The organism is Paraburkholderia sp. PREW-6R, assembly GCF_039621805.1.
In the GTDB taxonomy this organism is placed as follows: Bacteria; Pseudomonadota; Gammaproteobacteria; order Burkholderiales; family Burkholderiaceae; genus Paraburkholderia.
Map to the genome: position 1 here is coordinate 771,807 of NZ_CP155075.1, position 24,540 is coordinate 796,346.

The 24,540-nt window shown below is 61.6% G+C and carries 21 protein-coding genes; 10 read left to right on the forward strand and 11 right to left on the reverse strand.

What is annotated here, in order from left to right:
- Positions 1-18: 18 nt before the first annotated feature.
- From AAGS40_RS28005 to ugpC, 6 genes are all read right to left on the reverse strand, one after another.
- Positions 19-2,496 (reverse strand): beta-galactosidase, encoded by a 2,478-nt coding sequence (locus tag AAGS40_RS28005; RefSeq protein WP_345816808.1) that lies wholly within the window; start codon positions 2,494-2,496, stop codon positions 19-21.
- On the reverse strand, positions 2,493-4,478 hold the full coding sequence (locus tag AAGS40_RS28010; RefSeq protein ID WP_345816809.1) for a beta-galactosidase: 1,986 nt from the start codon (positions 4,476-4,478) through the stop codon (positions 2,493-2,495). The genes AAGS40_RS28005 and AAGS40_RS28010 overlap by 4 nt, the downstream gene beginning before the upstream one ends.
- Positions 4,479-4,514: 36 nt before the next feature.
- Positions 4,515-5,366: a carbohydrate ABC transporter permease gene (locus AAGS40_RS28015; protein WP_345816810.1), complete on the reverse strand. Its 852-nt coding sequence runs from the start codon at positions 5,364-5,366 to the stop codon at positions 4,515-4,517.
- 16 nt (positions 5,367-5,382) lie between these two features.
- Positions 5,383-6,288: a sugar ABC transporter permease gene (locus AAGS40_RS28020; protein ID WP_345816811.1), complete on the reverse strand. Its 906-nt coding sequence runs from the start codon at positions 6,286-6,288 to the stop codon at positions 5,383-5,385.
- 69 nt (positions 6,289-6,357) lie between these two features.
- Positions 6,358-7,611: an extracellular solute-binding protein gene (locus tag AAGS40_RS28025; protein WP_345816812.1), complete on the reverse strand. Its 1,254-nt coding sequence runs from the start codon at positions 7,609-7,611 to the stop codon at positions 6,358-6,360.
- Between the two features lie 82 nt (positions 7,612-7,693).
- Complete coding sequence (gene ugpC, locus AAGS40_RS28030; RefSeq protein WP_345816813.1) at positions 7,694-8,833, reverse strand: sn-glycerol-3-phosphate ABC transporter ATP-binding protein UgpC; 1,140 nt, start codon at positions 8,831-8,833, stop codon at positions 7,694-7,696.
- Positions 8,834-9,024: 191 nt separating this feature from the next.
- On the opposite strand from ugpC, the gene AAGS40_RS28035 reads away from it, so the two are divergent.
- A complete protein-coding gene (locus AAGS40_RS28035) occupies positions 9,025-10,038 on the forward strand; it encodes a LacI family DNA-binding transcriptional regulator (RefSeq protein ID WP_345816814.1) in 1,014 nt (337 codons plus the stop codon).
- A gap of 307 nt (positions 10,039-10,345) precedes the next feature.
- Here the strand turns inward: AAGS40_RS28035 and AAGS40_RS28040 are convergent, their stop codons facing one another.
- The gene (locus AAGS40_RS28040; RefSeq protein ID WP_345816816.1) at positions 10,346-12,433 is read right to left on the reverse strand and encodes an NAD(P)/FAD-dependent oxidoreductase; all 2,088 of its coding nucleotides are present in this window, start codon (positions 12,431-12,433) and stop codon (positions 10,346-10,348) included.
- Between the two features lie 618 nt (positions 12,434-13,051).
- Here AAGS40_RS28040 and AAGS40_RS28045 point away from each other — a divergent pair.
- Positions 13,052-13,363, forward strand: coding sequence for a DUF2282 domain-containing protein (locus tag AAGS40_RS28045; RefSeq protein WP_345816817.1), 312 nt, complete (start codon positions 13,052-13,054; stop codon positions 13,361-13,363).
- 198 nt (positions 13,364-13,561) lie between these two features.
- A complete protein-coding gene (locus AAGS40_RS28050) occupies positions 13,562-14,065 on the forward strand; it encodes a DoxX family protein (protein ID WP_345816818.1) in 504 nt (167 codons plus the stop codon).
- Between the two features lie 300 nt (positions 14,066-14,365).
- Here AAGS40_RS28050 and AAGS40_RS28055 read toward each other — a convergent pair whose 3' ends face one another.
- From AAGS40_RS28055 to AAGS40_RS28065, 3 genes are all read right to left on the reverse strand, one after another.
- Entirely contained in the window at positions 14,366-14,611 is a 246-nt protein-coding gene (locus tag AAGS40_RS28055) for a DUF4148 domain-containing protein (protein ID WP_345816819.1), read from the reverse strand.
- A gap of 338 nt (positions 14,612-14,949) precedes the next feature.
- Positions 14,950-15,678: a cytochrome c biogenesis CcdA family protein gene (locus AAGS40_RS28060; RefSeq protein WP_345816820.1), complete on the reverse strand. Its 729-nt coding sequence runs from the start codon at positions 15,676-15,678 to the stop codon at positions 14,950-14,952.
- A complete protein-coding gene (locus tag AAGS40_RS28065) occupies positions 15,678-16,103 on the reverse strand; it encodes a thioredoxin family protein (protein WP_345816821.1) in 426 nt (141 codons plus the stop codon). The genes AAGS40_RS28060 and AAGS40_RS28065 overlap by 1 nt, the downstream gene beginning before the upstream one ends.
- Before the next feature lie 178 nt (positions 16,104-16,281).
- On the opposite strand from AAGS40_RS28065, the gene AAGS40_RS28070 reads away from it, so the two are divergent.
- From AAGS40_RS28070 to AAGS40_RS28100, 7 genes are all read left to right on the forward strand, one after another.
- On the forward strand, positions 16,282-17,127 hold the full coding sequence (locus AAGS40_RS28070) for a YkgJ family cysteine cluster protein (protein WP_345816822.1): 846 nt from the start codon (positions 16,282-16,284) through the stop codon (positions 17,125-17,127).
- A gap of 666 nt (positions 17,128-17,793) precedes the next feature.
- Positions 17,794-18,738, forward strand: a complete 945-nt coding sequence (locus AAGS40_RS28075; protein WP_345816823.1) for a LysR family transcriptional regulator — start codon at positions 17,794-17,796, stop codon at positions 18,736-18,738.
- Between the two features lie 436 nt (positions 18,739-19,174).
- On the forward strand, positions 19,175-20,233 hold the full coding sequence (locus tag AAGS40_RS28080; protein ID WP_345816824.1) for a beta-propeller fold lactonase family protein: 1,059 nt from the start codon (positions 19,175-19,177) through the stop codon (positions 20,231-20,233).
- A 421-nt stretch (positions 20,234-20,654) separates the two neighbouring features.
- On the forward strand, positions 20,655-20,966 hold the full coding sequence (locus AAGS40_RS28085) for a DUF2282 domain-containing protein (RefSeq protein ID WP_345816825.1): 312 nt from the start codon (positions 20,655-20,657) through the stop codon (positions 20,964-20,966).
- Positions 20,967-20,998: 32 nt separating this feature from the next.
- Entirely contained in the window at positions 20,999-21,922 is a 924-nt protein-coding gene (locus AAGS40_RS28090) for a DUF692 domain-containing protein (RefSeq protein WP_345816826.1), read from the forward strand.
- A complete protein-coding gene (locus tag AAGS40_RS28095; protein ID WP_345816827.1) occupies positions 21,912-22,691 on the forward strand; it encodes a DNA-binding domain-containing protein in 780 nt (259 codons plus the stop codon). The genes AAGS40_RS28090 and AAGS40_RS28095 overlap by 11 nt, the downstream gene beginning before the upstream one ends.
- Positions 22,692-22,782: 91 nt before the next feature.
- Entirely contained in the window at positions 22,783-23,424 is a 642-nt protein-coding gene (locus tag AAGS40_RS28100; RefSeq protein ID WP_345816828.1) for a DUF1109 domain-containing protein, read from the forward strand.
- Positions 23,425-23,656: 232 nt separating this feature from the next.
- On the opposite strand, the gene yghU is transcribed toward AAGS40_RS28100, so the two are convergent.
- Complete coding sequence (gene yghU / locus AAGS40_RS28105) at positions 23,657-24,517, reverse strand: glutathione-dependent disulfide-bond oxidoreductase (RefSeq protein WP_345816829.1); 861 nt, start codon at positions 24,515-24,517, stop codon at positions 23,657-23,659.
- Positions 24,518-24,540 lie beyond the last annotated feature (23 nt).

Consider the following 24,540-nt stretch of genomic DNA (forward strand, 5'->3'; position numbering starts at 1 on the left):
CCCCACTTCACAGATGGACTACGAATGATCTTTTAACGCTTCGCCAACACGAAGCTCGTACTCCGAAACGATCCTGACTTCATCAAGCGTGGCCGTCTGCGACAGCCCTTGCCGCTCGGCCTCAGGACGCGGATCGTAACGCGCGTCGAGATAGATCGCCGCATCGGTGCGCAGCGGCAGGATGGTCAGCGTCAGCGGTCGCGACACCGCGCTAGCCGCTGTATCCCCAAGCGAGATGCGCCACGGTAAGCCGTTGTAGAAATGGTCGTCCACCAGCGTCGTGCCGGCGAACAGGCGGCCCACGTCGCCGCGATAGCGTATCGACAGATACGCGTTGGCGAGACCCGCCGTCACGTTCGACGGTATCAAGATCTGCCACGCTGCCGACCTGCCGAACGTTTCCGGGACGGGCTCGACGCTCGCATTCGCGGGGCCACCCTGCCGTATGGGCGGCACTTCGCGCGCCTCGCGCAACTTCACCAGTTGGACCGTGACTGGCCGCGCCTCGGCTTTTGCGATGTAGGTGGCGAAGCCATCGCGATCCTGCCCGCGAGTGAGCGGCAAGGTCGCGATCGGCGTGCGTTGCAAAGGCGGATAGATGCTGAACGCCAGCTCCGGATCGGTCGAGCGAAGCACCAGCTGGCCGTTCGACTCGAACACGTCGGCATCGCTGCGCACGAGACGCTGCAAACCCTCGAACGACGTAATCGTCGTACGTTCCGCATCGTGGGCAGAAAGCAGCAGCAGCGTGAAAACACACCCGCTGGCAGTCGTCACGCTCGTGCACGTTCCGGGCTCCAGTGTGACGACAAGCGCGTCGTCGAGCCGTTTTACCACGCTCCCCGCCGCATCGATCTCACGGACCGTTCGTGCCTCGAATACAAACTCCGCTGCAATACCATCGACAGCGCGAAAAACGTAGGTGTCGCCGCCGGGCGTGGCGAGACGCGTCATCGGCTGCGCGGTGGCGTAACGCAGTTCCGCATCGGCCATCGGCAGCGCGATCGGCCATACGAAATAGGCACCCGGAGCGATGTCGATGGCATCCGTAGGCAGCGTGATCGTCCGGTTTGCGAGCCGCACTGAAAAGCGCACGCCAGCTTGCGCCGGCATGCTGTGCTGGCGCACGTGATTGTTCACGAACAGGAATCCGCGCTCGCCGTCGGAGCGCACCGAAAAGCGCGGCGTGTGCAGATCATCGGCTGATCGTGGCTTCACGGCGGGCGCGTGAACCGGGTAGGTCGCGAGGGCGCTACCCCATTCGCGCAGGAATGCATGCATCGGCCGGAGCTTGCCGAGTACCGCACCGGCCTCGCCGTTCGCTCCGAACGGCGCCTGAAAATCGTAATTGACGACCGGCAGGTCGTTCCAGCCGCCCGTCGCCGTCGATTCCTGGCCCTCGCGCAAATCCGGCGGATTACGACCACCGTGGAACATGTAGTAGCCGTAAAGGTTCACACCCGAACCCAATTGCACCGGCAGCATCGCGCCGACATCGTCTGCATCGATCACCGGACGTCGCCGGTACATGGTGGGCACGCCCGCCCCATACTCCGCGCCCAGAAACGGCGTGTCGCCGGCGACCTTGTCGGCATCGCCATCGCTCCCGCCCTGGGTCTGCGCGCCCAGATCGCCGCCCACCCGGCTCGTGAAGCGGAAGGCGTAGGCCTCGTTCGGCGCCGACCTGTCGGGCGTGCTGCCCCACGGCATGTCCGGATAGCCGCCGAAAACCGGCGTCACTTCGCCGTGCGGAAACACCGCGTCGTCCCAGCCTGTCACGGTGTACAACGGCGTATCCAGTCCGGCAGCCATCGCCAGCCGCTTGAGTTCGGCGATGTGAGCAGCGCCCTGCTCCGGGCCTGTCAGGTTGTACTCGTTCTCGATCTGCACGCCGATGACCGGGCCGCCGTCCTTCCACAGTTCGCCTCTCAATTGCTGCGCGATCTGCGCATAAAAGCGCTGCACGTAGTCCAGATAAACCGGGTCATTGCAACGTGTGGGCGTCTGATCGACGACCCAGCCCGGGATGCCGCCGTAGCGCACTTCCGCGTGCGCCCAAGGGCCGATGCGGGCGAAGAACAGCAGGCCGTGCCGCCCGCACGCCGCGACGAAGCTGCGCAGATCGCGCCGCCCGCTCCACTCGAAATGGCCGGCCTGCAACTCGTGGTGGCACCAGATGATGTAACTGGAGACGATCTCGATTCCGGCCGCTTTCATCTTTGCGAGTTCGTCGTCCCATTGGCGCTCGGGCACACGTGAATAGTGCATTTCGCCCATCACCGGCAACCACGGCCGGCTGTCGCGCGTCAGATAACGGTCGTTGATGCCGATAGTCGCGCCGTCGGGCGCACGTGCGGTTCCAAGCCGCAGCAGACCCGTGCGCGGCGGACTCGCCGGCGTGCTTGCGTCGATGCTGAGCAACAGGGCGCAAGCGCGGTCCGGTTCCACCGAACCGCGCGGGCCGGCTGCGGCGAGCGCGCGATCGTCCACGGTCATGCCGGGTTGTCCGTGCGGTCCACATCGAGCCACGCGCAGACATCGCCGGTCGCGAGTTGTGCGCCGCCCAGCACGAAGCGCGCACCTAACGGCGACGGTGCCTGCACGCGCTCAGGACCGAAGTTGAACGCAAAGGTCAGATCGCCGCGCCGCCGCGTGCGCAGGCCTTCCGGCAAGTTCTGCACTGTCAGGCCCGCTTCGGCCGCCACCTGCTGAAGCAGCGCGCGATGCAGCCCTTGCGACAGCCACGCCGCCACGTAGCGCACTCGCCCGTGCGCAAGCACCGCCGGCCATTGGTCGTCGAAAGCGGCTTCGACACCTGTCTCGCCGTTGGCCCGCACGTGTTCGCGCCAGTGCACCGCTACCCCGTTTGTGTTGCCGACACGAACCGCGGGGGCGAGCGACGCTCGCAGCGACTCGACTTCCAGCACCTGCATCGGTAACACCCGCTGCAAAGCGCCAGGTGCGAGATTCGCCGGAATCGCGAAATCTTTGGTTTTCGAGCCGCTGCGCGGGCCGAAAACCCACTGCGCACCGCTCTTTTCGACCTGCGCGATCAGGCCGTCGTCGATCACCGCGATGCTCGGCACGATCACCAGACGATACTGCGTAAGATCAGCGCTCTTCGGTAGGATATCCACGTCGAGCCCGAGTTCGCGCAACGCCTCGTAGTACTCGAAAGCCAGTGTCTGATAGTCGAAGGTTTTGCCGTGCCGCTGGATCTCGAACATCCATTGCGTCTCGTAGTCGAACACGAGCGCCACGTCCGCGCGCGTGGGCGCGGCGAGCGTGGACAGCACATGCGAGGCCGCAATCTCGCGAGCCGCGCGTTCGACTTCGATTCCGCCAGGCGACAGTTCGTTGTTCGGCAGGTTCAGGCCCGAGTGCATCTGTTCCTGCGCATACGGACATTGCCGCCAGCGGAAGTACGACACCAGCTCCGCGCCGTGCGCAAATGCCTCGAAGGCCCACAGCCGCACCATCCCTTTTGCCGGCACCGGATTCCACGACGCCCAGTTCACCGGGCCCGCCTGCTGTTCCATCACCCAGAAGCGGCCTTGCCCTATCGCGCGATAACGGTCGTGATCGAACGCCGAGACGTCTGGATGCGCGGTGCGCGCGTAACGTGCCTTTTGTGCCTCGGGCAATGCGATAGATTCCGTGCGCGCAATCGGATAGCTGTCCCATGAGGCGACGTCGATTGCCTTGTCCGCGGCAAACCGGTAGTGATCGAAGGTGGTAAAAAAGCCCATGAAGTTGTGCAGCACGTCGGCGTGCGGCGCGAAACGACGCAGCACCTCGACCTGATGGCGATGAAACGCCGACACCTCGTCGGACATGAAGCGGCGAAAGTCGAGCAGGTGAATCGGATTGGCGTCGGTGGGCGTAAGGTTCGGCAGTTCGATGGCGTCGAACGACGCGTACTCCATGCTCCAGAACACGTTGCCCCACGCATCGTTGAGCTGCCCGATGGTTTCGTAGCGCGCTTTGAGCCATGAGCGAAAACGCGCGAGTGCGGCCGGCGTGTAGCTCGGTATCGTTTCGTGACAGCCGAGTTCATTATCCGTTTGCCAGGCAACCACTGCTGCGTGCGAACCGTAGCGCTGCGCCATCGCAGCCGTTATCCGCACACATTCGCGCCGGTACGTTTCGCTCGAAACGTCGTAATGCCGGCGTGAGCCGGCATTCCAGCGCGTGCCGTCCGCGCGCATCGGCAGGATCTCGGGATACGCGTCCACCAGCCATTTCGGCGGCGCCGCGGTCGGCGTGCCGAGCACGATTTTCAGGCCGTGGCTCGCAAGCGTCTCCACCACGTCGTCGAGCCAGCCCCAGTCGAATTCGCCCGCGCGCGGTTCCATGCGGCTCCACGCGAATTCCGCGATCCGCACGTGCGTGATGCCGAGTTCGGCCATGCGTCGAGCGTCGTCGGCCCACATCGAACGGGGCCATTGTTCCGGGTAATAACAAACACCGAGTTGCATGAAATGGGTCTCGCTTTATGGAGGGAAGGCGGGCGGTCAGCCCTTGCTCGCGCCGAACGTCAGGCCGGCGACAAAGTGCTTCTGCATCAGGAAAAACATCAGGACCGACGGCAACGCGGCGAGCACGGAGCCGGCCGCGACCAGGTTCCACGCCGTGGTCCACTGGCCCTTGAGCGCGGCGACGCCCACCGTGATCGGCGCGGCGTCGTCGCCCTGGGTCAGGCACAGCGCCCAGAAGTAGTCGTTCCAGACGAAGGTGAACACGAGGATGCCGAGCGCGGCCAACGCCGGCCGGATAAGCGGCAGCACGATGCGTGCGTAGACCGTCCATTCGCTTGCGCCCTCCACGCGCGCCGCCTCGATCAGTTCGAACGGCAACTGCTTGATGAAATTGCGCAGGAACAGCGTGCAGAAGCCGGTCTGGAATGAAACGTGAAAGATCACCAGCACCCAGACCGTGTTGAAGATGCCGACACGCAGCGCCATGTCGCGCACCGGAATCATCAGGATCTGGATCGGCACGAAATTGCCGGCGACGAACGCGAACAGGATCGCCGTCGCGCCGCGGAAGCGATACGTAGCAAGCGCGAACCCCGCCATCGACGCGAGCAGGATTGCGCCGAACACGGAGGGCAAGGTAATCAGCACGCTGTTGGTGAAGTAGTGAAGCATTGGCGTTTGCGTGAGTGCCGCGCCGTAGTTTTCGACTAGCGCGAAGTGCTTCGGCCAGCCCCAGTAGTCGCCCTGGGTGAGTTCGTCGGAGGAACGGATCGAGGTGACGAGCACGGCGATCATGGGCAGCAGCCAGATGACGAGCGCGATCGGCAGCGACACCTTGTAAAGCGTACGATTCAGCGGTTTCCAGCGTTCGACGGGAAGGGGATACATGAATGACTCCGTTGACTCAACGTTCGTCGCGCAGCATGCGGCGCAGGTGGAACACGATGTAGACGAGCATGATCGCGAACAGCACGACCGCAATGGCGGCCGAATAGCCTTCGCGGTAGTACTTGATGGCCTGGTCGTACATGAAGTACGCGAGCACGGTGGAGCTGTCGAACGGACCGCCGCCGCTCATCACCGCAATCAGATCGAAGCTGCGCAATGCGCCGATCACGGTCAGCACCACGGCCATGAAAGTCGCGGGCCGCAGTTGACGCAGGATCACGTACCACAGCAGTTTTAGCCCCTTTGCGCCTTCCATCCGCGCCGCCTCCACCACTTCCGGATTGATACCGGTGAGGCCGGTGAGATAGAGCACCATGCAGAATGGCGTCTGCGGCCAGAGCGCCGCGAAGATAATGCCGAACGTCACCGTTTTCGGATCGCCGAGAACCGGCACGCCGTGGCCGACGAGAAGCCGCAGCAGGCCGAAGGCCGGATCGTAGAACCAGCTGAAAACAAGACCCACCACCACGCCCGAAAGCACGAATGGCGCGAAGAACAGCGACTTGACGACGCGCATGCCGCGCATCCGCTGGTTCAGATAAAGCGCGAACAGCAGCCCGAGCGGCGGCGCGAGCAGGAAGCAGCCGAGCCAGATCAGGTTGTTCCTGAGCGCCGTGTAGAAAGTGTCGGAATGAAACAGCTCGATGTAATTGCCAAGGCCAACGAAGGTCTTCGGCGTCATGCCGTCCCAGTTGTAAAAGCTGAGCGAAATGCTGCTGAAGATCGGATAGATCACGCACAGGCAGAACAGCGCGCAGCCCGGCAACAGGAAAAAGAACGCGGCGCGGTGCTGATGACGGCGGGTCGTGGAGACGTGTCGATGCCGCGCCGTCGGCAGGCGGCTCGCTAAAGGAGAAGACATGATCGGGCCTCGCGGGAAAATCGAAGGTGTGACGCCGGCCTGGCACTCCGTGCCGGCGTCCGCGCCGGCTTACTTCCTGTAAATGCGTTTGCGCGTTGCTTCGAGACGCGCGAGCACGGCATCGAGTTGCGACGGGTCGCTGTAGAACTGCTGCATGGCCTTCATGCCTTCGTCGGCCATTTCCTTGGTCATGTCGCGGTCATAGAACTGCGCGATGCCGCCTTGCGTGCTGGCGAGCGTCTGGAAGCCCACTTTGGAGATCGCGTCCTCGGGTTCCGGCGACTTGCTGTTCGACGGCAACTGGCCCCAGCCGCGAGCGAGATCCGCGTTGATCTGCGGCTGCTCCATGAAGGCGAGCAGTCGGTGCGCGTCGGTCTTGTTCTTCGCCCTGGCCGGAATCAGCAGCACGTTCACCGGGCCGTCCTCGGCCATCGGCACTTTCGGGTCGATCACCGGGAAGCGGAAGAACGCCGTCTCCGGCTTGACCGAAGCCGGGATGCTGGTCGAGAAGAACGTGCCCATCAGCATCATGGCGGCTTTGCCGTTCGCGAGGAACGGCGCGATGGAATCGAGATCGAAGGACAGCGCGTTGTCGATGAAGTACTTGTCGTCGATCAGCGTTTTCCACGTGGTATAGACCTTCCTTACGCGTGCGTCGGTGTACGGAATCTCGCCGGCCATCAGTTGCTGGTGGAAAGCGTTGCCGTTAATGCGCAGGTCGAGATAATCGAACCAGGCGGCCAGCGTCCAGCTATCGCGTGCGGCAACGGCGATCGGCGCAACGCCGCTCGCCTTGATCTTCTTGCAGGCGTCGAGAAACTCGCCCCAGGTTTTCGGCTCCCCTTTTACCCCGGCTTTCTCGAATAGATCCTTGCGGTAGAAGAATCCGTAGGCGTCGTAGCCGAGCGGTGCAGCGTATTGCTTGCCCTTGTATGTCGAGGCTTCCTTGACCGACGCGTACTGTTGCGACCAGCCATTCCTGTTCCAGTCCGGCGACAGGTCTTCAAGCAGGCCGCGCTGGGCGTAGTAAGCCATGCGCTCACCGTCGTGCCAGGAGACCACGTCAGGCGGATCGGTTGCGAGCCAGCCGCCCATCTGCACCTTGTACGCTTCCTCGGTGATGTAGGTGACTTTGAGGTCGACGTCCGGGTTCGCCTTCCTGAACTTGTCGAAGGCGTCCTGCCAGGTCGAGCGCTGGTTGCCGCGCGCCGATACGTTCACGTTCAACGTGGCGGCGTCGGCGACGCCGGCCGACCACAGCGCCGATACCACAGCGACAGCAGCCGACACGCGCGCCAGACGGCGAAGGCGATTTGCAATCATCTTTGTCTCCTTGACTACTTTTGTTGGCTGGCCGCGTCATGCGGACAGTCGGTATAGCCCGCTCTATGGCAGGGCTGGAAGTTCAGGCCGCGACCGGCGTGCCTGCACGAATCGTTCGTGTTGCCGCCACGCCGTCTTCATCGAACAGATGACAGGCGTCGGCGGGCACATGGATCGACAGACGCTCGCCGGCGCGCACGGGCGAGTCGCCTGGCGCTTTCGCCACCAGCGTGCCGTGCTCGTGGTCGGCATGCACGTAGCTGTGCTCGCCGAGCCGCTCGGTGAGTGCTGCGGTCACCGCGATGCCCTGCCCTTCGCCGCCCAGGCGCAGATGCTCCGGACGCACGCCGAGCGAGACATTCTGGCCGCGCGTCAGATGCGCGCCGTCGACATGGGCAACGAGGGACTCGCCGCTTCTCGCGAGCCGCACGGTTACGCTGCCCGGGCTGGTCGAGTCGACTACGGCGTCGATGAAATTCATCTGCGGCGAGCCAATGAATCCGGCGACGAAGCGCGACTTCGGATGGTGATAAAGCTCGAGCGGCGCGCCGGTCTGCGCAATGCTGCCGAAGCGTTCAGCCGCGGCGCCCGCATGCAGCAGCACGATCTTGTCGGCGAGCGTCATGGCTTCCACCTGGTCGTGCGTCACATACACCACGCTGGCTTCGGAAAAGCGTTGATGCAGCCGCGCGATCTCGATACGGGTCTGCCCCCGCAGGGCGGCGTCGAGATTGGAAAGCGGTTCGTCGAACAGAAACGCGCCAGGCTCACGCACAATGGCGCGGCCAATCGCGACGCGTTGCCTCTGACCGCCAGAGAGCGGTTTCGGGAAACGGTCGAGGAGCGCGTCGAGTTGCAGGATTCGGGCGGCTTCGCGTACTCTGGATTCGACAGTCGCCTTCGGCGCTTTGGCAATGCGCAGGCCGAAAGCCATGTTGTCGAACACCGTCATGTGCGGAAAAAGTGCGTAGCTCTGAAACACCATCGCAACGCCGCGCGCCGCCGAGGGCACATGGTTCATCAGGCGTCCGCCGATGCGCAGTTCGCCTTCGCTCAGGTCTTCGAGTCCGGCGATCATTCGCAGCAAGGTGGACTTGCCGCAGCCCGACGGACCGAGAAAGACACAGAACTCATGCTGTGCGATTTCAAGGCTCAAGCGCCGGATGACGGACGCGTGATCGCCGTACGCTTTCTGCACATTCCTGAGGTCGATCGTCGCCATGCTGCCTCCGAATTTAAGCGCTTAAATTTTGGCGTCTAAAAATGGACACTTGCGTTGCGCAGATTTAAGCGCTTAAATTCGGACGGGTGATGTGGCATGGCGAGTCGTCTCCTTGTGTTGTGCGACACAAGTTAGCAACGCCGCGTGCAACGCGCAACATATGAATAACAATCCCTGAATATGGGAACCGCATGGTGACTCTGGTAGAAGTGGCGCGCCGGGCGCAGGTAACGGCCGCCACCGTGTCGAACGTTTTGCGCAATCGCGACAAGGTGCGCCCCGAGACCGCGGAGCGCGTGTTGAGGGCCATCAACGAACTGGGCTACAGGCCCAATCTCAATGCGCGCGCGCTGGCGGAAGGACGCTCGTCGATGCTCGCGTTGATGCTGTCCAACCTGGGCAACCCGTTTTATCCCGAGTTCGTCCTGTCGGCAGAGCGCGCGGCGCGGCGCGCGGGCCGCTTCCTGATGGTGTGCAACACGGACGACAACGAGGAAATCGGCCGCGCCTACCTCAACCAGATTGCCGGCACACTTGCCGACGGCGTCCTCGTGATGAACACCGACATCGCGATCAACGAGCTCTGCGTCTCGGCTATGCATCGCGCGCCGATTCTGCTGTCCATGTGGGAGCATCCCGAGAATCCGCCGCCCCTGCCCTGCGTCGCCGTGGATTTCGCGCTCGCGGGCGCGCTCGCCGCACGCCATCTGCTCGAACTCGGGCATCGCAAGATCGGCATGCTGATAGGCGACGGCTCGGGTGGTCTGCAAGACGCGCGTTCCAGCGGATTTCGCGCAGTGCTGCGCGAGGCCGGCATAGAAGTGAAAGCGCGCGCCGCGCTGACGGTGCGCGATTCGATCGATTCCGGCTACGCTGCCGGCATGCGGCTGATGGCGGACGCGCCAGGCCTTACGGGCCTTTTCGCCACCAACGATCTGCTCGCGATCGGCGCGGTACAGGCGCTGGTCTCACAAGGCCGGCGCGTGCCCGAAGACGTCTCCGTGATCGGCATCACCGATATCCAGCTTTGCCATCAGGTTCATCCCGCGCTGACGACGGTGACGATCCACGCCGAAGCCGTGGCCGAACTCTCAGTGGAGAGTCTTATTCATCTCATCGACGCGCCGGGCCAGCCGCCATCCATGGTGCTCGCGCCGCCGCCGGAACTGGTGGTGCGCGCGTCGACCGGTCCACGTAAGCGGTGAGGTTGGCCCGGCGATAAAGGCAGCGTCGGTACGCACTGCAAGCGTCAATGCGCTGTTGTGGATCGATAATCCCCCTCCGCTGCGTCCCGCTCGAAACGAACATATGCAACGGGCTAGAGCGGCATCGATGTGGAACAGACCGCCCACTCTTTTTCATACCGTCCGGCATGGCCGCAACATTGGCGTAGCTGTCGACTCCGGCCTTACCGGCGGACTTCTGACCGGGCGGCTTCGATAGCGAAACGCACACATGCGTCGCGTTGCCCGGGCTTCCCTCACCACCATCATCGATGGTGGACTCGCCCTTTCAATCCATCGTCCTGTCTCGCGTATCACCTGTAATGAGCCGGGTGCTGCGCCGGTAGGTGAGATACGCCCAGAGCCAATCGAGAATAACGATGGCCCGGTTCCGGCCGCCGACGAGGAAGGCAATATGAATGGCGCCCCAGAACCACCACGCGGGCTCCCCCCATACGCGAAGTTTGCCGATCTCGGCAACAGCCGCCTGACGTCCGATCGTGGCAAGACTGCCAAAATGCCGGTAGCGAAACGGCGGCGGCGGGCGCCGCCCCGCCAGACTGGCCGCGATCACGCCGGCCACATACGAGCCCTGTTGCCTGGCCGCCGGCGCGAGGCCAGGAACAACCGTGCCGCGCCATCCCAGACAGGATGCCGTGTCGCCGATTGCGTAAATCCGTTGCAGGTCCGGCACGGACAGGTCGGCGCCCACCGCAAGCCGTCCCGACGGATCAGCGGTCCGGCTCAACCATTGAGCTGCAGGCGACGCCGCCACGCCCGCCGCCCATAGCACAGTACGTGCGGCGATGCGCTGCCCCGCAACGTCGACACCATCGCTGTCGACGCCCAGCACCCGGGTGTCGAGCCTGACCTCGACCCCGAGCGCTTGCAGTGAGCGTTCTGCTGCGCCCGACAGGATAGCGGCGAAAGTGGGCAGGATGCGCGGGCCCGACTGCAACAGGATCACGCGGGCGCGGGCCGGATCGATCTTGCGATATTCCTCGGACATCCCGTGCCGGGCCAATTCGGCGATGGCACCTGCCAGTTCGATGCCGGTGGGACCGCCGCCAACGATCACGAAAGTCAGCCACGCGGCCCGCTCGGTCTCGCTCGCCGCGCTTTCGGCTTCCTCGAACGCACGCAACAGGCGACTGCGCACGTCGGTCGCATCTTCAATACTCTTCAGGCCCGGTGCGAAAGGCGCCCAACCGTCCTTGCCAAAATAACTGTGGCGAGCGCCCGTCGCCAGCACCAGATAGTCGAATTTCACGGCTAGCGTACCAACGTGTACCTCGCGCGCGACGGTATCCACCCCCGTCACCTGCCCTAGCCTGACCTGAACGTTGCGCTGCCGCCGGAACAGGCTGCGGATCGGTGTGGCGATCTCGGCGGGCGACAGCGCGGCCGTCGCCACCTGGTAGAGCAGCGGCTGAAACAGATGATGGTTGCGCTGGTCGATCAGCGTGATCCGACAGCGCGCATTGCGCAGCCCCTGCGCGGCTGCAACGCCGCCAAAGCCGCCCCCGACTACGACGACATGCGGCAGCTCCTCCGGGGCGGAATTGTCTTCCTGCGACTTACCGCTTGCCCACCGCTCAATCAGCCAATCGACGGAAAATGCACCACCGCCTGCGACCACTAGCACGAGAAGAAGAAGCAGCACTGCCAGCCGGTCGTCGGTCGACATGGCGATGCCGGCCACGGGCACCATCACCGCGATGACCAGCGCGGCAACACGCGTCGCACAGCCAAGCGCCAGCGCCAACGCGAGGGCCGCCGCACACCAGGCCGGGTGAATAAGAGAGGTCGCCGCGGCACCCAACATTGATTCCTGCAACCACGAACCCGTTGGCAATCCGAAGCTAACGAGTGAGGCGGCAAGCCCGGCACGAATGACAAACTGAAGAGGCGGACCCAGGTAGCGTTCGAACCGGACATAAAGCCCACGCGTGAAGCTTATCGGGCGAAATGGAATCCATGACACACCGCGCGCCAGAAGATTGTCCAGCGAGAGGGCCCCCGCCCCACTGACGATGAGCCACGAAAGGAGCGCGAGTTTGGCTCCCTGTGCGCCCACTGCCAGCGCACCGTGACTGTCGGCGATCGTTTCGATGAGCAGCACCAGCGCAACAGGACGGGTCAGCAGCCCCGTGGTAAGCAGCAACGGCATCACACTGTGCAGCGCTGCGTCGAGCCCGGAAGGAACATGCAGGCCGCCGGACAGACCATCATGAGGGCCCTCTGCCATGGTCATGATCTGATGCACGAAGACGACCTGTCCAAACCATATCCGGGCAAACAGCAACACCCAGGGCATACCTGGCGCGCGCAGCGCGAGGACAAAACCGCAGACACGTTTAAGGGTCTTTCGTAGCATGGGAATAGAACGCCCAAATATCCATGAACGGCCCAGTGTTCCACCTCGGACAGCGAACAGACCGCCGGACGGATGCACGGAGCAAGCTGAATGACCAGGACAGCGAGCCAACAGCGCCTGCCCGCTTCCTGCTCACCACCGGAAGTGAACGGTTCTCGGAGGCCATACCGTCCACGTCCGACTGATAGTTCGCCTCCGGCGGCCGGACGGTTACGGCGATCGACGAATTTTTTGCTTCGCTACTCAGATGTCAGTGCGCCAGTAGTCGCGAATCGGCGTAGCCCTCAATTTCGTTTAGCCATACCAAATAATCATGCCAAACCCAGGCCGCCAGGTCTTTACGAAACCTCGTCGGCACGCATGCGGATCGCTCATCTCCGACGACCGGAGCCATTTCATCTTGCCGCTGTCGGCGAAACACTGCGGTGTGCTGTAACCGTCTGGCAAGCGGCAGCGAACTGCTGCATGCGGCTTGGCCGCGGCGGTTCGGGCAGATGCCAACGTTCCACAAGTCGAAAGCAAAAAAGAGCGACTCCCTGTAACCAGACATCGACAGCCCACGAACTAGATCACGTATCCATCACGGGTACCTTCCATCCCAACCACTGGAGAAATTCAATGTCCGCAAAGATCACAGTCAGCTCCACCCTCCTCGCCGGCGTTGTCGCGAGCCTGCTTGCATCAGTCGCCCATGCCGCGCCACTGACACCCGCCGAAGGAGCCGCAGCGGTGGCCGCACACAAGGAGAAGTGCTACGGCGTTGCGCTGAAGGGACAAAACGACTGCGCCGCCGGCCCCGGCACAACATGTCAGGGGACTTCCGCGATGGACTTCCAGGGTAACTCGTGGAAGTTCGTTCAGGGGGGCACCTGCACGAGTATCGAAGTGCCGGGTGGCGGCCACGGTTCGCTCACCCCGTTGAAGTCCTGATCCGGCCAACGACAAGAGGGACGGGGCGGCCATGGGCAATGCCACGCTGACAAGTCAGTTGCCCAAACAGACTGCCCCGAGCTGTAGACACAGTTACGGCTGCGTTTCAGGAAGCCCCGTCCTTCGATCTCCAGGCCAACCTGGCAGGGATGATCTCAGCCAGCGTGCTTAACGCGGTCCAACATGGAGATAACAAAGATGTCGAACCAACAACACGTAAAATTGCCGTTTCCAGGCGTGGTCACATCCGCGATCAGCACGGTGAGGCGGCTGATCCAGCGGCTTGCACAACCCTGGCTCGTTCAACTCGTGCTGCGGCTTGCTCTGGCTGTGCCGTTCTGGAAGTCGGGCATTCTCAAATGGCACGGCTTCCTTCAACTGAACGATACGGCGATCGACCTGTTCACGGACGAGTTCAAATTGCATCTTCCAGGCGGTCCGTATCCGTTTCCCGCCCCGGCTGTTTTCGCGTTTCTGTCGGGACTCGGCGAAGTGACATTCCCGGTGCTGCTCGTGCTGGGCTTTGGAACCCGCTTTGCGGCAGCCGGACTGATATTGATGACCTGCATCGTCGAATTGACTGTACCGGACGGCTGGCCCATCCATCTGACCTGGTTGGCGATGGCATTGGCGATTGCAGCCTGGGGGCCTGGCCTGATATCGATCGACTATCTGCTTGGCGACAGGTTGCCGAGGTCGTGATCGGGTGCTTTCAGCATGCCAACTTCGATCGCGCCGAGGCTGCCGCCGCCTGCGAACACAGAAGCGGTCAAGCCGCGTGGCACGGATAAAGCCGGATAGGCGGACATGTCTGGCTCTGCTGCCTTGCAATACCGTATCCGTCCTCCATGACTGATCCTATACTGCCCGGCTCATGTCGTCCGGAACTTGCTTTGCACATTCCACGAGACGTGCGTCACATCACGGTCTTCCGTAGCCTTGTCGCGAACGCGAACGGATTGTGCCTCGACAATCCGTTCGCCTTGCTAGTGGCTGCCTTCTTTAGCGGCGGATGAAATTCGGTGTGCCGCCAGGCCCATACGGATCGGGATTGCCAAAACGCGGGATGGTACCGTTCATGCGAGCTTGAGCCAGTTCCTCGCGCACCTGCTCGCGAGTCTTCGGAGCTTGATTCGATTCTGCCGGCATTGCGCTTCCGTCAGCGTTCTGCACAGGTTGCGCACTCGCCAGCGGCGACCTGCCGAGCGTTGCCACGGCCATGACAATCACCAACTTGTTCAGTTTCACGATATTCTCCCAACAGGGTATCGATCGACCTGCCCGAAGGCCAACCCATCCTGGCGCGTCAGGTCGTCCGGAGTTACCGGTGTCGATCGCTCAAGCACAGGCTTATGTCTGCGCTTCATCAGGTATTTCGCCTATTGGCCCGGGCTGGTTACAGAACAGACAAGAACTAAAGTGGGGTTCGTTTATACGGCATCGGGCCTTCAGCACGCACCTCGGCGCGGCGCTGGCCGATCAGCTACGCATCTTTTCATGACAGCGTTTTCCCTGCGAGCCGCGCGAACGCAACGCTGCTGAATCGCGGCAACGATACCCTGCGCCGCGGTGCAGCCGTCGCGCTTTTATAGGGATGTTGTCAGCGTAGTAAGCCAGGCTGGACTGACGGACAGAAGAACGGTTTCCAACTGACGGTCGAAGCCGGTGATGACGATCGTTCCCATGACAACGAAAAGAGCCCCGAGCGTCCAGCGGGCCGTCTTGCCCCACGCGGCAAGTGTGCCTCGCACCTTCAGGAGCGATACTCTCGAGATCGTTCCGAGCAGGACGAGCGGCAGTGCCGCACCCAGGCCGAACAGCGCCATCAGGATCGCGATTTGACCGAGGTCCTGACCTTGTGCCGCCAGCGACGTTGCCGCCCCCAGCGTCGGCCCGACACAGGGGGTCCAGACGAACCCCAGCAATAGCCCGATCATCGTTTGCCCGAGCAAACCGTTGCCTTTCACATCGTCGAGCGCCTGCTGGCCCCTCGCACCGACGACGGAACTCAGCCGGGAAAAAACCTTTTGAAGGGTGCCCGATAGCATGACAAGGCCAAAAAAGACCATCAGGCTCGCCGCCCCGCGTCGAAGAATCTCAGGGTCCAGTCCAGCTGACGCTCCGAGGGTGGCGAGAAATAGGCCGACGCCCGCAAATGAAATGGCGAGGCCCGCTGCCAGCGCGACGATGCCGAACCGATGTTTAGCCAACGCTGAGGTCGCGAGTATCGGGAGTAGCGGCAGCACACAGGGGGACAGCACTGACGCCGACCCGGCGACGAGACTCAACCCATACGTTGCAGCAGTGAATTGCATCACAGAGCCTGTTCAAACACGGCCCGGATGGCGGCCTCCTGGGTCTGCCCGGTCGAACGCGCCACTTCGTGGCCGTCCTTGAAAACAACGAAGGTCGACTGCTGGGTGACCTTGAGTTCTCTTTTCAGTTTCGTTTCCGCATCATAGTCTGCGATGAAAATGGTCACCTGCTTCAGCTTGGGGTCGGCAGACAGACGGTCGACGATCGGCTTCTGAACCCGACAGGTTGGACACCAGGTAGCATGCAGATACACAACCGCGGGTCGCCCTGACGACACGGTCTGATCGAAGCTTGCCTGAGTAAATGGCACTTCACCCGCGAACGTGCCGGCTGACGCCGCCAGCAACGCTGCGCCTACGATGTGTTTAACGAATCGTATCCGGTTCATGATTAGACCCTTTTGGCGTTTAGAAAGAGAAGTCACTGTCGCTACTCCAATCCTAGTTCGGATATTCGGCAATCCCGGTTACAGCGCCGCTCGAATCTGCCGCACGCCTGTTCGCCGTTGCCGATGGTTCGCATAGACGTCCAGTGAAGCGGCGGTCTATTTCGCATTCTCGATGTAACCAAAGCGCGCTTCAGGCCGAACTAGAACATTATCGATGGTGGCCGAAGCGGGGCTGCCTTACATTTCCCTTTGTGTTTCTGTCCATTTGGTGGAATCCGAGCTCGACATGACCATGGATTTAAATTTCGCATGCACGATGTGCGGCAATTGTTGTCACAATCTCCGTCTGCCACTGAGCGTCAACGAAGCCATACGCTGGCTGGAACATGGCGGTGATGTCCAGGTTCTTTGCGAAGCGATGCCGTGGCTCGCCGAACCATCCACCGACGATGGACAGATGCAACACAGGCGAATGCGGTCGTTTGCCGCCGACAGCGGCGAGCTTCCGATCCGTGTGATGGTAACCGTTGCCGGCGCCTTCGACGGCGCCTGCCCTCACCTTCAATCCGATATGCGGTGTGGCGCGTACGAGGCAAGGCCCAGCGTCTGCAGGATCTATCCGGCCGAAATCAATCCTTTCATTGAGCTGATGCCGGCACACAAAGCTTGCCCGCCTGAGGCGTGGGCCGCCGACAGGCCCCCATTCATCAAAGGCGGTCGAATCGTGGATTCCGTCACGGCAGATCTGATCCAGAGCTTCCGGCAGACAGCAGTGGATGATGTTCCGGCGAAGGAGCGTCTGTGTGCACATGCAGGTTTTCGCACCGCATCGCTGGCCAATGAGGGCTTTGTGACGTACACGCTCCCTCCTGATGCAATGCTTGATGAGTTACGCAGAGCGCTGGATCCTGCCGCATCTGCCACGCAAGCGGTGCCGTGGCGCCTGCTGTCGAATCGACGCACGACCGTCGACGCCCTTAATTCGGTGGGCGCTCATGCTGAAATGCACACGGCTCTACTACCGACCGAGGGGTACATTCCGTTGTTTGATGCGAACTAGCGCCCGTCCCATTGGATTCCGAGCGCAGCAAGCGGGTGTCAGGCCGTGCCCGCAATGCAACGCAACACGCTTTAGCAGTTTTGTTGCTACCTCGGATTGCCCTCACACCGGAACCTATAGGGTCGGGTGCCTCACATGACCGTGAAAAGCACGCTTACCCGGCAAGTTTCGCGATGCTGGTTGAAGTCGACGACATCGCGCTCATGTCCGTTTTCGAGCCCGCATCCGGTGCGGGCCTTCCTGTGAATAAAAAGTTTTAAACGGCTGTAACCGGTCGCGACAATGCGGCGAATTGACTTGTAGACGTGAGATAAATGATCCGGCACTCGCGCATGATATTGCCGTCTGGAAACGATCGGTCCGCGTGGTGAGAGGCGAATGACGCGTACGCCTGCACGGTTGAGCCAGCCTCTCGCAACAGCCCGGGCGTTCCTGGTCGTCGGGGAGGTCTTACCCGATGGGCCGATCAAGTCTCAGTCGGCATGCAGTGGGCTTACGAGGCAACTGATATTGGCGAGCTGATCCATATTCGAGCTTCGTCGCACGGCAATAAGCTCTTTCTCAGGCCATCGTCTCTCGCGCATCGGTGGAACGTATCGATCCGCAGGCAGGATTGGGACCATTCAGAACTGTACCCTTATGCACGCATACAGGAACTTGAATCGATTGGCCTATTATTCTGCCGTGGTCGATGCAGGCTCGTTCACAGCTGCAGCTGAACGGCTTGGAATTACCAAAGCTGTGGTAAGCCAGCAAGTCGCGAAGCTTGAGCAGGAGGTCGGAACGACACTCCTTGTCCGTACCTCACGCGCGGTCCATCCAACGGAAGCAGGTCTAGCTTTCCATGCTCGCTGCGCCGCGATCCTGAAGGAGTCGGAAGACGCATTTAACGAGCTTGCCGAGTCGTCAGCCGTACCGACTGGCGCTCTACGGGTCACCGCACCGTCCGATTATGGAACCCTCGTGGTCGTGTTCGCACTCACCGAGTTCACGCGGCGTTATCCTGCCTGTGAGGCAACGTTGATACTCTCGGACAAGCACATGGATATCGTCTCGGATCAGATAGATGTTGCGGTCCGTCTCGGTCGGCTACCCGATTCCGGCCTTCAGTCGAGGCGAATCGCGTCGACCCGGCAGCTGCTCGTCTGCGGATCGACGCTTGCGAACATCGCATCCGCGATCAAAGAGCCGGAAGACATCCAGAAACTGCCGTTCATCGCCCATGCCGCGCGACGCGATCCGTTGCGTCTGAATTTTTCGCGCGGAGAAACCGAGCAACGCTTCATTCAGGCAACGTCGACTCTGGCTATTGACTCAACACCGGCCGTTCACGCAGCGGTGCTAGCAGGCGCGGGGCTTTCGGTCCTGCCTGATTTCGTTATTGCCGCTGATCTTGCTGCCGGACGGCTCGTGCATGTTTTGCCGGGCTGGTCCTTACCTGGGGGTGACGTTCATGCCGTATTTCCAGCGGCACGTTTCCGGTCGGCAAAAGTACGAGCCTTTGTTCACCTGTTAAACAAGGCTGAAGAGTTGCGTCAGTCGCGCATGCCCGCTGCGAGCCATCATCCTCTCACGATGGCCTACGCCGAGACCCCAGCAGCATTCAAATAAGCAACTTTCGCAGCCAGTCCATCCGCGAAATACTGCCTTCAGGATAGAACGCACGGCGCGTCATCTCGATGCTCTACCGAACACCAGCAGCACGCGCTGCCTCGGCGTTGCGAAGACAGGAGCGTGGTCCGGCATCGTTAGTCAACCCCATACGGTGCGTCGCTTTTAATGCTCTATCGCCATGTGAGGGACGCGCGTAATCTCGTCGCTGCGTAAAGCGCTTCAAATGTGAGCGCCTACGTAAGCTAATCATTCGGTGCGGTTCCGTGGACGGTCGAAGGCCCGTTGTCGTTGATCCCGTAACTGGTCACTGCCTGGTCTGACTGACCGCCGCCCGCGCTTTCTGCGTCCGCAGGGATGTTCAAAAAGAGGAGCGTTAGTGATGCGATATGTCAACTTGATACGGCCGCAAGTCGTCCGTGGACTCGCTGCGGCGATGGGTTTCATTCTGACGGCCAATGTGGCTCAAGCTGCCGAGCCGGAAGGCAACTCGATCGGAGCCGTATACGTCCTGTCGAATCAGGCGGCAGCGAACTCAGTCCTTGCTTATAGTCGGGACGCCAATGGAACACTAACGTACGTCGGCACGTATGCGACGGGAGGCAAGGGCGCAGGAACAGGTGCTGACCCGCTGGGTTCGCAAGGCTCACTAACATTAGGATCAGGCTTTCTGTTCGCCGTCAACGCGGGCAGCAATGACGTGTCGATGTTCGCGATAGACGGCACAAAGCTCACATTGCTCGACAGAGAACCGTCAGGCGGCCAGATGCCGGTGAGCATTACCGTCAAGGGGTTCATCGCCTATGTGGTAAATGCAGGTGGCACGCCCGATATCAGTGGCTTTGCTATCGATCCGATCGGCAAGCGCCTGATTCCGCTCCCAGGCTCCCGGCGACCACTCCCTGGCGGGAGTGCTGCGCAGCCGGCGCAGGTAAGGTTTGCTCCGGACGACGACGAGTTGCTGGTCACCGAAAAAGGAACCCAGCTGATCGACAGCTGGAGAATCAATCCGCTCGGCTATGCTTCCCGGCCAACGCAGAGCGCTTCGAGCGGCGTGACGCCGTTTGGTCTATCGATCACAAACCGTGGCTTCGCAGTAGTCTCCGAGGCTGGCTCCGGCGCTGTGTCGTCTTATAGAACGAACGAGATAGAGCCGCTCGAACCATTGAGCCGCTCAGTACCGCTCGACCAGAAAGCCCCATGCTGGCTCGTGACGACAGGCGACGGTCAATACGCGTACACGGCCAACGCAGGAAGTGGAACGATCAGTAGCCTGGCGGTCGGGCCGGACGGCCGGGTCCGAGTGCTCAATTCCGTGGCGGGCGTCGTCGCTGCTCCGCTAGATCTCGCACTGAGTCGCAACAGCCGCTTTCTCTATGTTCGTGAAGGAGCGGGGGCCGTGAGTGGGTTTCGGGTCGCGCCCGACGGGAGTCTGAGTTCGGTCGGAACGGTAACGGGTGTGCCGGCCGGCGCACAGGGCATTGTCGCCAGGTAGCGATGGGACAATCCTCCTCGCGGCCAGGAACCGCGAGGTAACGCGTACCCGAAAGCTCAAATGATATTGGGCATCCTTTACGATCCCTGTCGTGGGCCGACCGCTCGACAATCTCCCGCAAGAATGCCTTGACGAGTTCCAACGGCGGCGGCTTCGCTCGACTCTCCCTACCCGGTTCCCGAAGCTTCTTTCAAAGGCAGCCACGAGTCTGCAGTTTGCGCTTAGCCCGGTGCTTGGTCTCCGACTGCTTCGCTGTTGAACGACGCTCTGAAAATGTTCATGGCAGTTCCCCCATCCAATAGCTGATATCGACCACGACAGGCAAATAAACAAAGCGCCGCTGTAACCAGAAGTCCGTGGACCACGAATTAGATGACGTATCCATCATCACGGATACCCTTCTAATTTCCGGAGAAATGCGATGTCCACGAAAGCCACGGTTAGTTCCACCCTGCTCGCCGGCGTTGTCGCGAGTCTGCTTGCATCAGCCGCCCACGCAGCACCGCTCACAAAAGCAGAAGAAGGTGCAGCCATCGCGGCTCACAAGGAAAAGTGCTACGGCGTTGCACTGAAAGGTCAGAACGATTGCGCCGCCGGTCCCGGCACGACCTGTCAGGGAACGTCGGCCATGGACTTCCAGGGTAACTCGTGGAAGTTCGTTCAAGGCGGCACCTGCACGAGTATCGAAGTGCCGGGCGGTGGCCATGGCTCGCTCACGCCGCTGAAGTCCTGAATCTGCCAACGGCTTCGTGAACGGGAGCGGCCATGAACCCTACCTCGAGGACAACGGCGATTGGCGAGCCTCGCTGTTCGAGTGGCGTGACGCGCCGCGCTCAAGCGCCCGTCGGAACCAGTTTCAAGCATGAGCACCTGAGCGCGATTCTCGCAGACGGCCTGAAAGACGGCTTCTTCGAAATTCACGCCGAGAACTATATGGGCGCCGGCGGTCCGCCCCACCGCGCACTTGCGGCCATCCGTGACGCCTATCCGCTGTCCGTTCATGGCGTGTGCATGTCGATCGGCGGACCTGGAGCGCTGAACCTCGCGCATCTCGCACGCTTTCGCGACCTGGTGACGCGCTACGAACCCGCGCTGGTGTCTGAGCACCTCGCGTGGTCGTCGCACGGTGGCACGTTCTTCAATGATCTCCTGCCCTTGCCATACACGAAAGCAACGCTCGAGCACGTGTGCGAACACATCGGTCAGGTTCAGGACGCGATTAGACGTCCTCTTCTTCTTGAGAACCCGTCGACCTACGTCGCGTTCGCGTCCTCGACATTGAGCGAAACCGAATTCATCCGCGCGGTCGTTCGACGCACTGGCTGCGGGCTGTTGCTGGACCTCAATAACGTGTTCGTCTCCGCGACCAATCACGGTTTTTCCGCCGACGCATATCTTGAAGATTTGCCGCTTGAACAGGTGGGCGAAATACATCTGGCCGGACATAGCGAGCAGCGCGACGACGAAAACGAACCGCTGCTCATCGATAGCCACGACTGCGCCATTTCCGATCCTGTCTGGCGTCTCTATCGGGATCTCATCGCGCGAATCGGGCCAACGCCCACGCTGATCGAATGGGACAGCCATCTTCCCGCATGGCCGGTGTTGCAGGCTCAAGCTCTATCCGTGCGGCATATCATGACTGAAGAAGACATTTCGCTTGCCGAGGCGGTCAACCATGCAGATTGAACATCCTTCGGGCGGTTACGCCGCCGCGTTTGCGCAGGGTTTGACGGATCCATCGATCGCCCCGCCTGAAGACGTCGTAGCCGCGCCGGGCAAGGGTGTGGTCAAGCGCTACAACGTGTATCGCAACAACGTCACGGTCAGCCTCATCGATGCGCTGGCGGCCGTCTATCCTGCGATTCAGCGCATTACCGGCGCCGACTTCTTCAGGGCGATGGCCCGTTTCCATCTGCGTGCCACGCCTCCCACTTCGCCGCTGCTGTTCGAGTATGGACGGGACTTTCCCGCGTTCATCGAATCCTACGAATATGCGCGCGAGATGCCCTGGCTCGCGGATGTCGCGCGCGTCGAACGGGCGTGGCTGGATGCCTATCACGCAGCCGATCTGCCCGTGCTCACTGCTGAGGCATTAGCCGGGATTGAACCGGCGTCTCTGACTGAAGTGCGCTTCACGCCACACGCGGCCGCGCGAGTGGTGCGCTCACGCTATCCTGCCGTGGCTAACTTTGCGATGAACCGGAACGACGGCCTCGTTACGCCGTTGCGCTCAAGCGAAGCCGAGGACGCACTCGTGACACGACCCGAAGACGAGGTGCTGGTATCGCGTCTGCCGGCTGGCGGTGCAGCCTTCCTGATCCAGCTTCTCGACGGGGCATCACTGGGCGAAGCAGTCGCGGCGGCGTTTCACGAGGCGCCCTCCTTCGACATCCAGGCGAACCTGGCAGGAATGCTTTCAGCCGGCGTATTGACCGGCATTCGGCACGCAGATTGACCAGGATGCAGGACGGCTTGCCCGACAGCCGGTGCCCGTATTGCATCACGTGTACGCTTTCAAAACGTTAGGGCCTTTTCCGGCGGGCCACATGAAAACTTCAGATCTCATACTAAGGCTAACTAACAATCTGACACCGATCGAGTCGAATTTTGCTTCGAAGCGGCTCAATCGTGCGCTTAGCGTCGGCATGGCCAGTAGCGCGGCCTTGCTGGTCGTGCTGTACGGCATCCGCAGCGACATGCCGGAATTGATACTGACGACGATGTTCTGGGTACGCCTCGCGTTTCCGGTAACGACACTCATCGCTGCATTGAACCTCGCTGGACGTCTGGGGCGGCCCGGCGCCCCCGTCACGCTGGCATGGTTAGCGGTCACACTGCCGTTCCTTATCATGTTGCTCGCTGCCACGTTCGTGGTATTCGCGACTCCGCCAGGCTATCGTCTGCAACTGATGCTGGGTACAACATGGCGTGTCACCACAGCGAATATTGTTCTGCTCTCTCTACCATCGCTTGCTGCAGTGATGCACGCGCTGAAGGGACTCGCGCCCGTGCGCCCGATGTTGTCAGGCGCAGGCGCCGGACTGCTCGCCGGCGCGCAGGGTCTGCTTCTCTATGCGCTTTACTGTTCGGAGATGTCGGTACCGTTCTGGGGTGTCTGGTACGTCCTTGGCATCAGCATCACCGCCGGTATCGGTGCCCTGCTCGGTCCGCTCTATCTGAGATGGTAGTCCGCAAAGAGCACGAGGCAAATTACGTCGCAGCCAGGCTAGCTTCCCGATCGATACAGATCGTACGTGTTGATTTCGACGCTGGGTTCGACATTTGCAGTTCTTCAGGATAGCCCAACACCTTCTCGGACATTTCCAGTACCGAGCCAGCGACGGCTTTCCGCAACGTTGCTTATTACCTGCGTGCCGATCGGAATAGCCATCGCGCTGAGCCTGCTTGCTGCATTCAACATCACTCGCTTCGCAACAGCTCCTCGAAATCGCTGGCGTCGTGCCGCTCGAGAAGCTGGCCGGACACATCGCCGCTCGTCCGGTTGACCATGCGGCCGCGTCTCACGGCCGGCCGCGCAAAAAGCATGTCGGCCCAGCGCTGAACGTTCACGTAGTCCTGCACGGACAGGAATTCCGCCGCACCGTATTGCCAGCCTTTGACAAGGCCGCCATACCATGGAAACACCGCCATGTCGGCGATGGTGTATGCGTCGCCGGCAAGAAACTCGTTGCTGGCGAGGCGCTGGTCGAGCACGTCGAGCTGGCGCTTCACTTCCATGGCGAAACGGTCGATCGCGTACTCGATCTTCGTGGGCGCATAGGCGTAGAAGTGGCCGAAGCCGCCGCCCAGATAGGGCGCGCTGCCCATCTGCCAGAACAGCCAGTTCAGCGTCTCGGTGCGGGTCTCGACGTCTTTTGGAAGGAACGCCCCGAACTTCTCTGCCAGATACAGCAAAATCGAGCCCGATTCGAATACGCGAATGGGCCTCGGTCCGCTGCGATCGAGCAGCGCGGGGATCTTCGAATTCGGATTGATGTCCACGAAACCGCTGCCGAACTGCTCACCCTCTCCGATCCTGATCAGCCAGGCATCATACTCGGCGCCGGCATAGCCGGCCGCGAGCAGTTCCTCCAGCAGGATCGTGACTTTCACGCCGTTGGGCGTGCCCTGAGAATAGAGCTGCAGCGGGTGGCGCCCGACCGGCAACACTTTTTCATGTGTCGGACCGGCGACTGGCCGGTTGATGTTCGCGAAGGTGCCGCCGCTGGGCTTGTTCCAGCTCCAGACCTTCGGGGGAATATAGTCGTGAGAATCTGCCACGCTGTTCTCCATTGCTGCTCAGT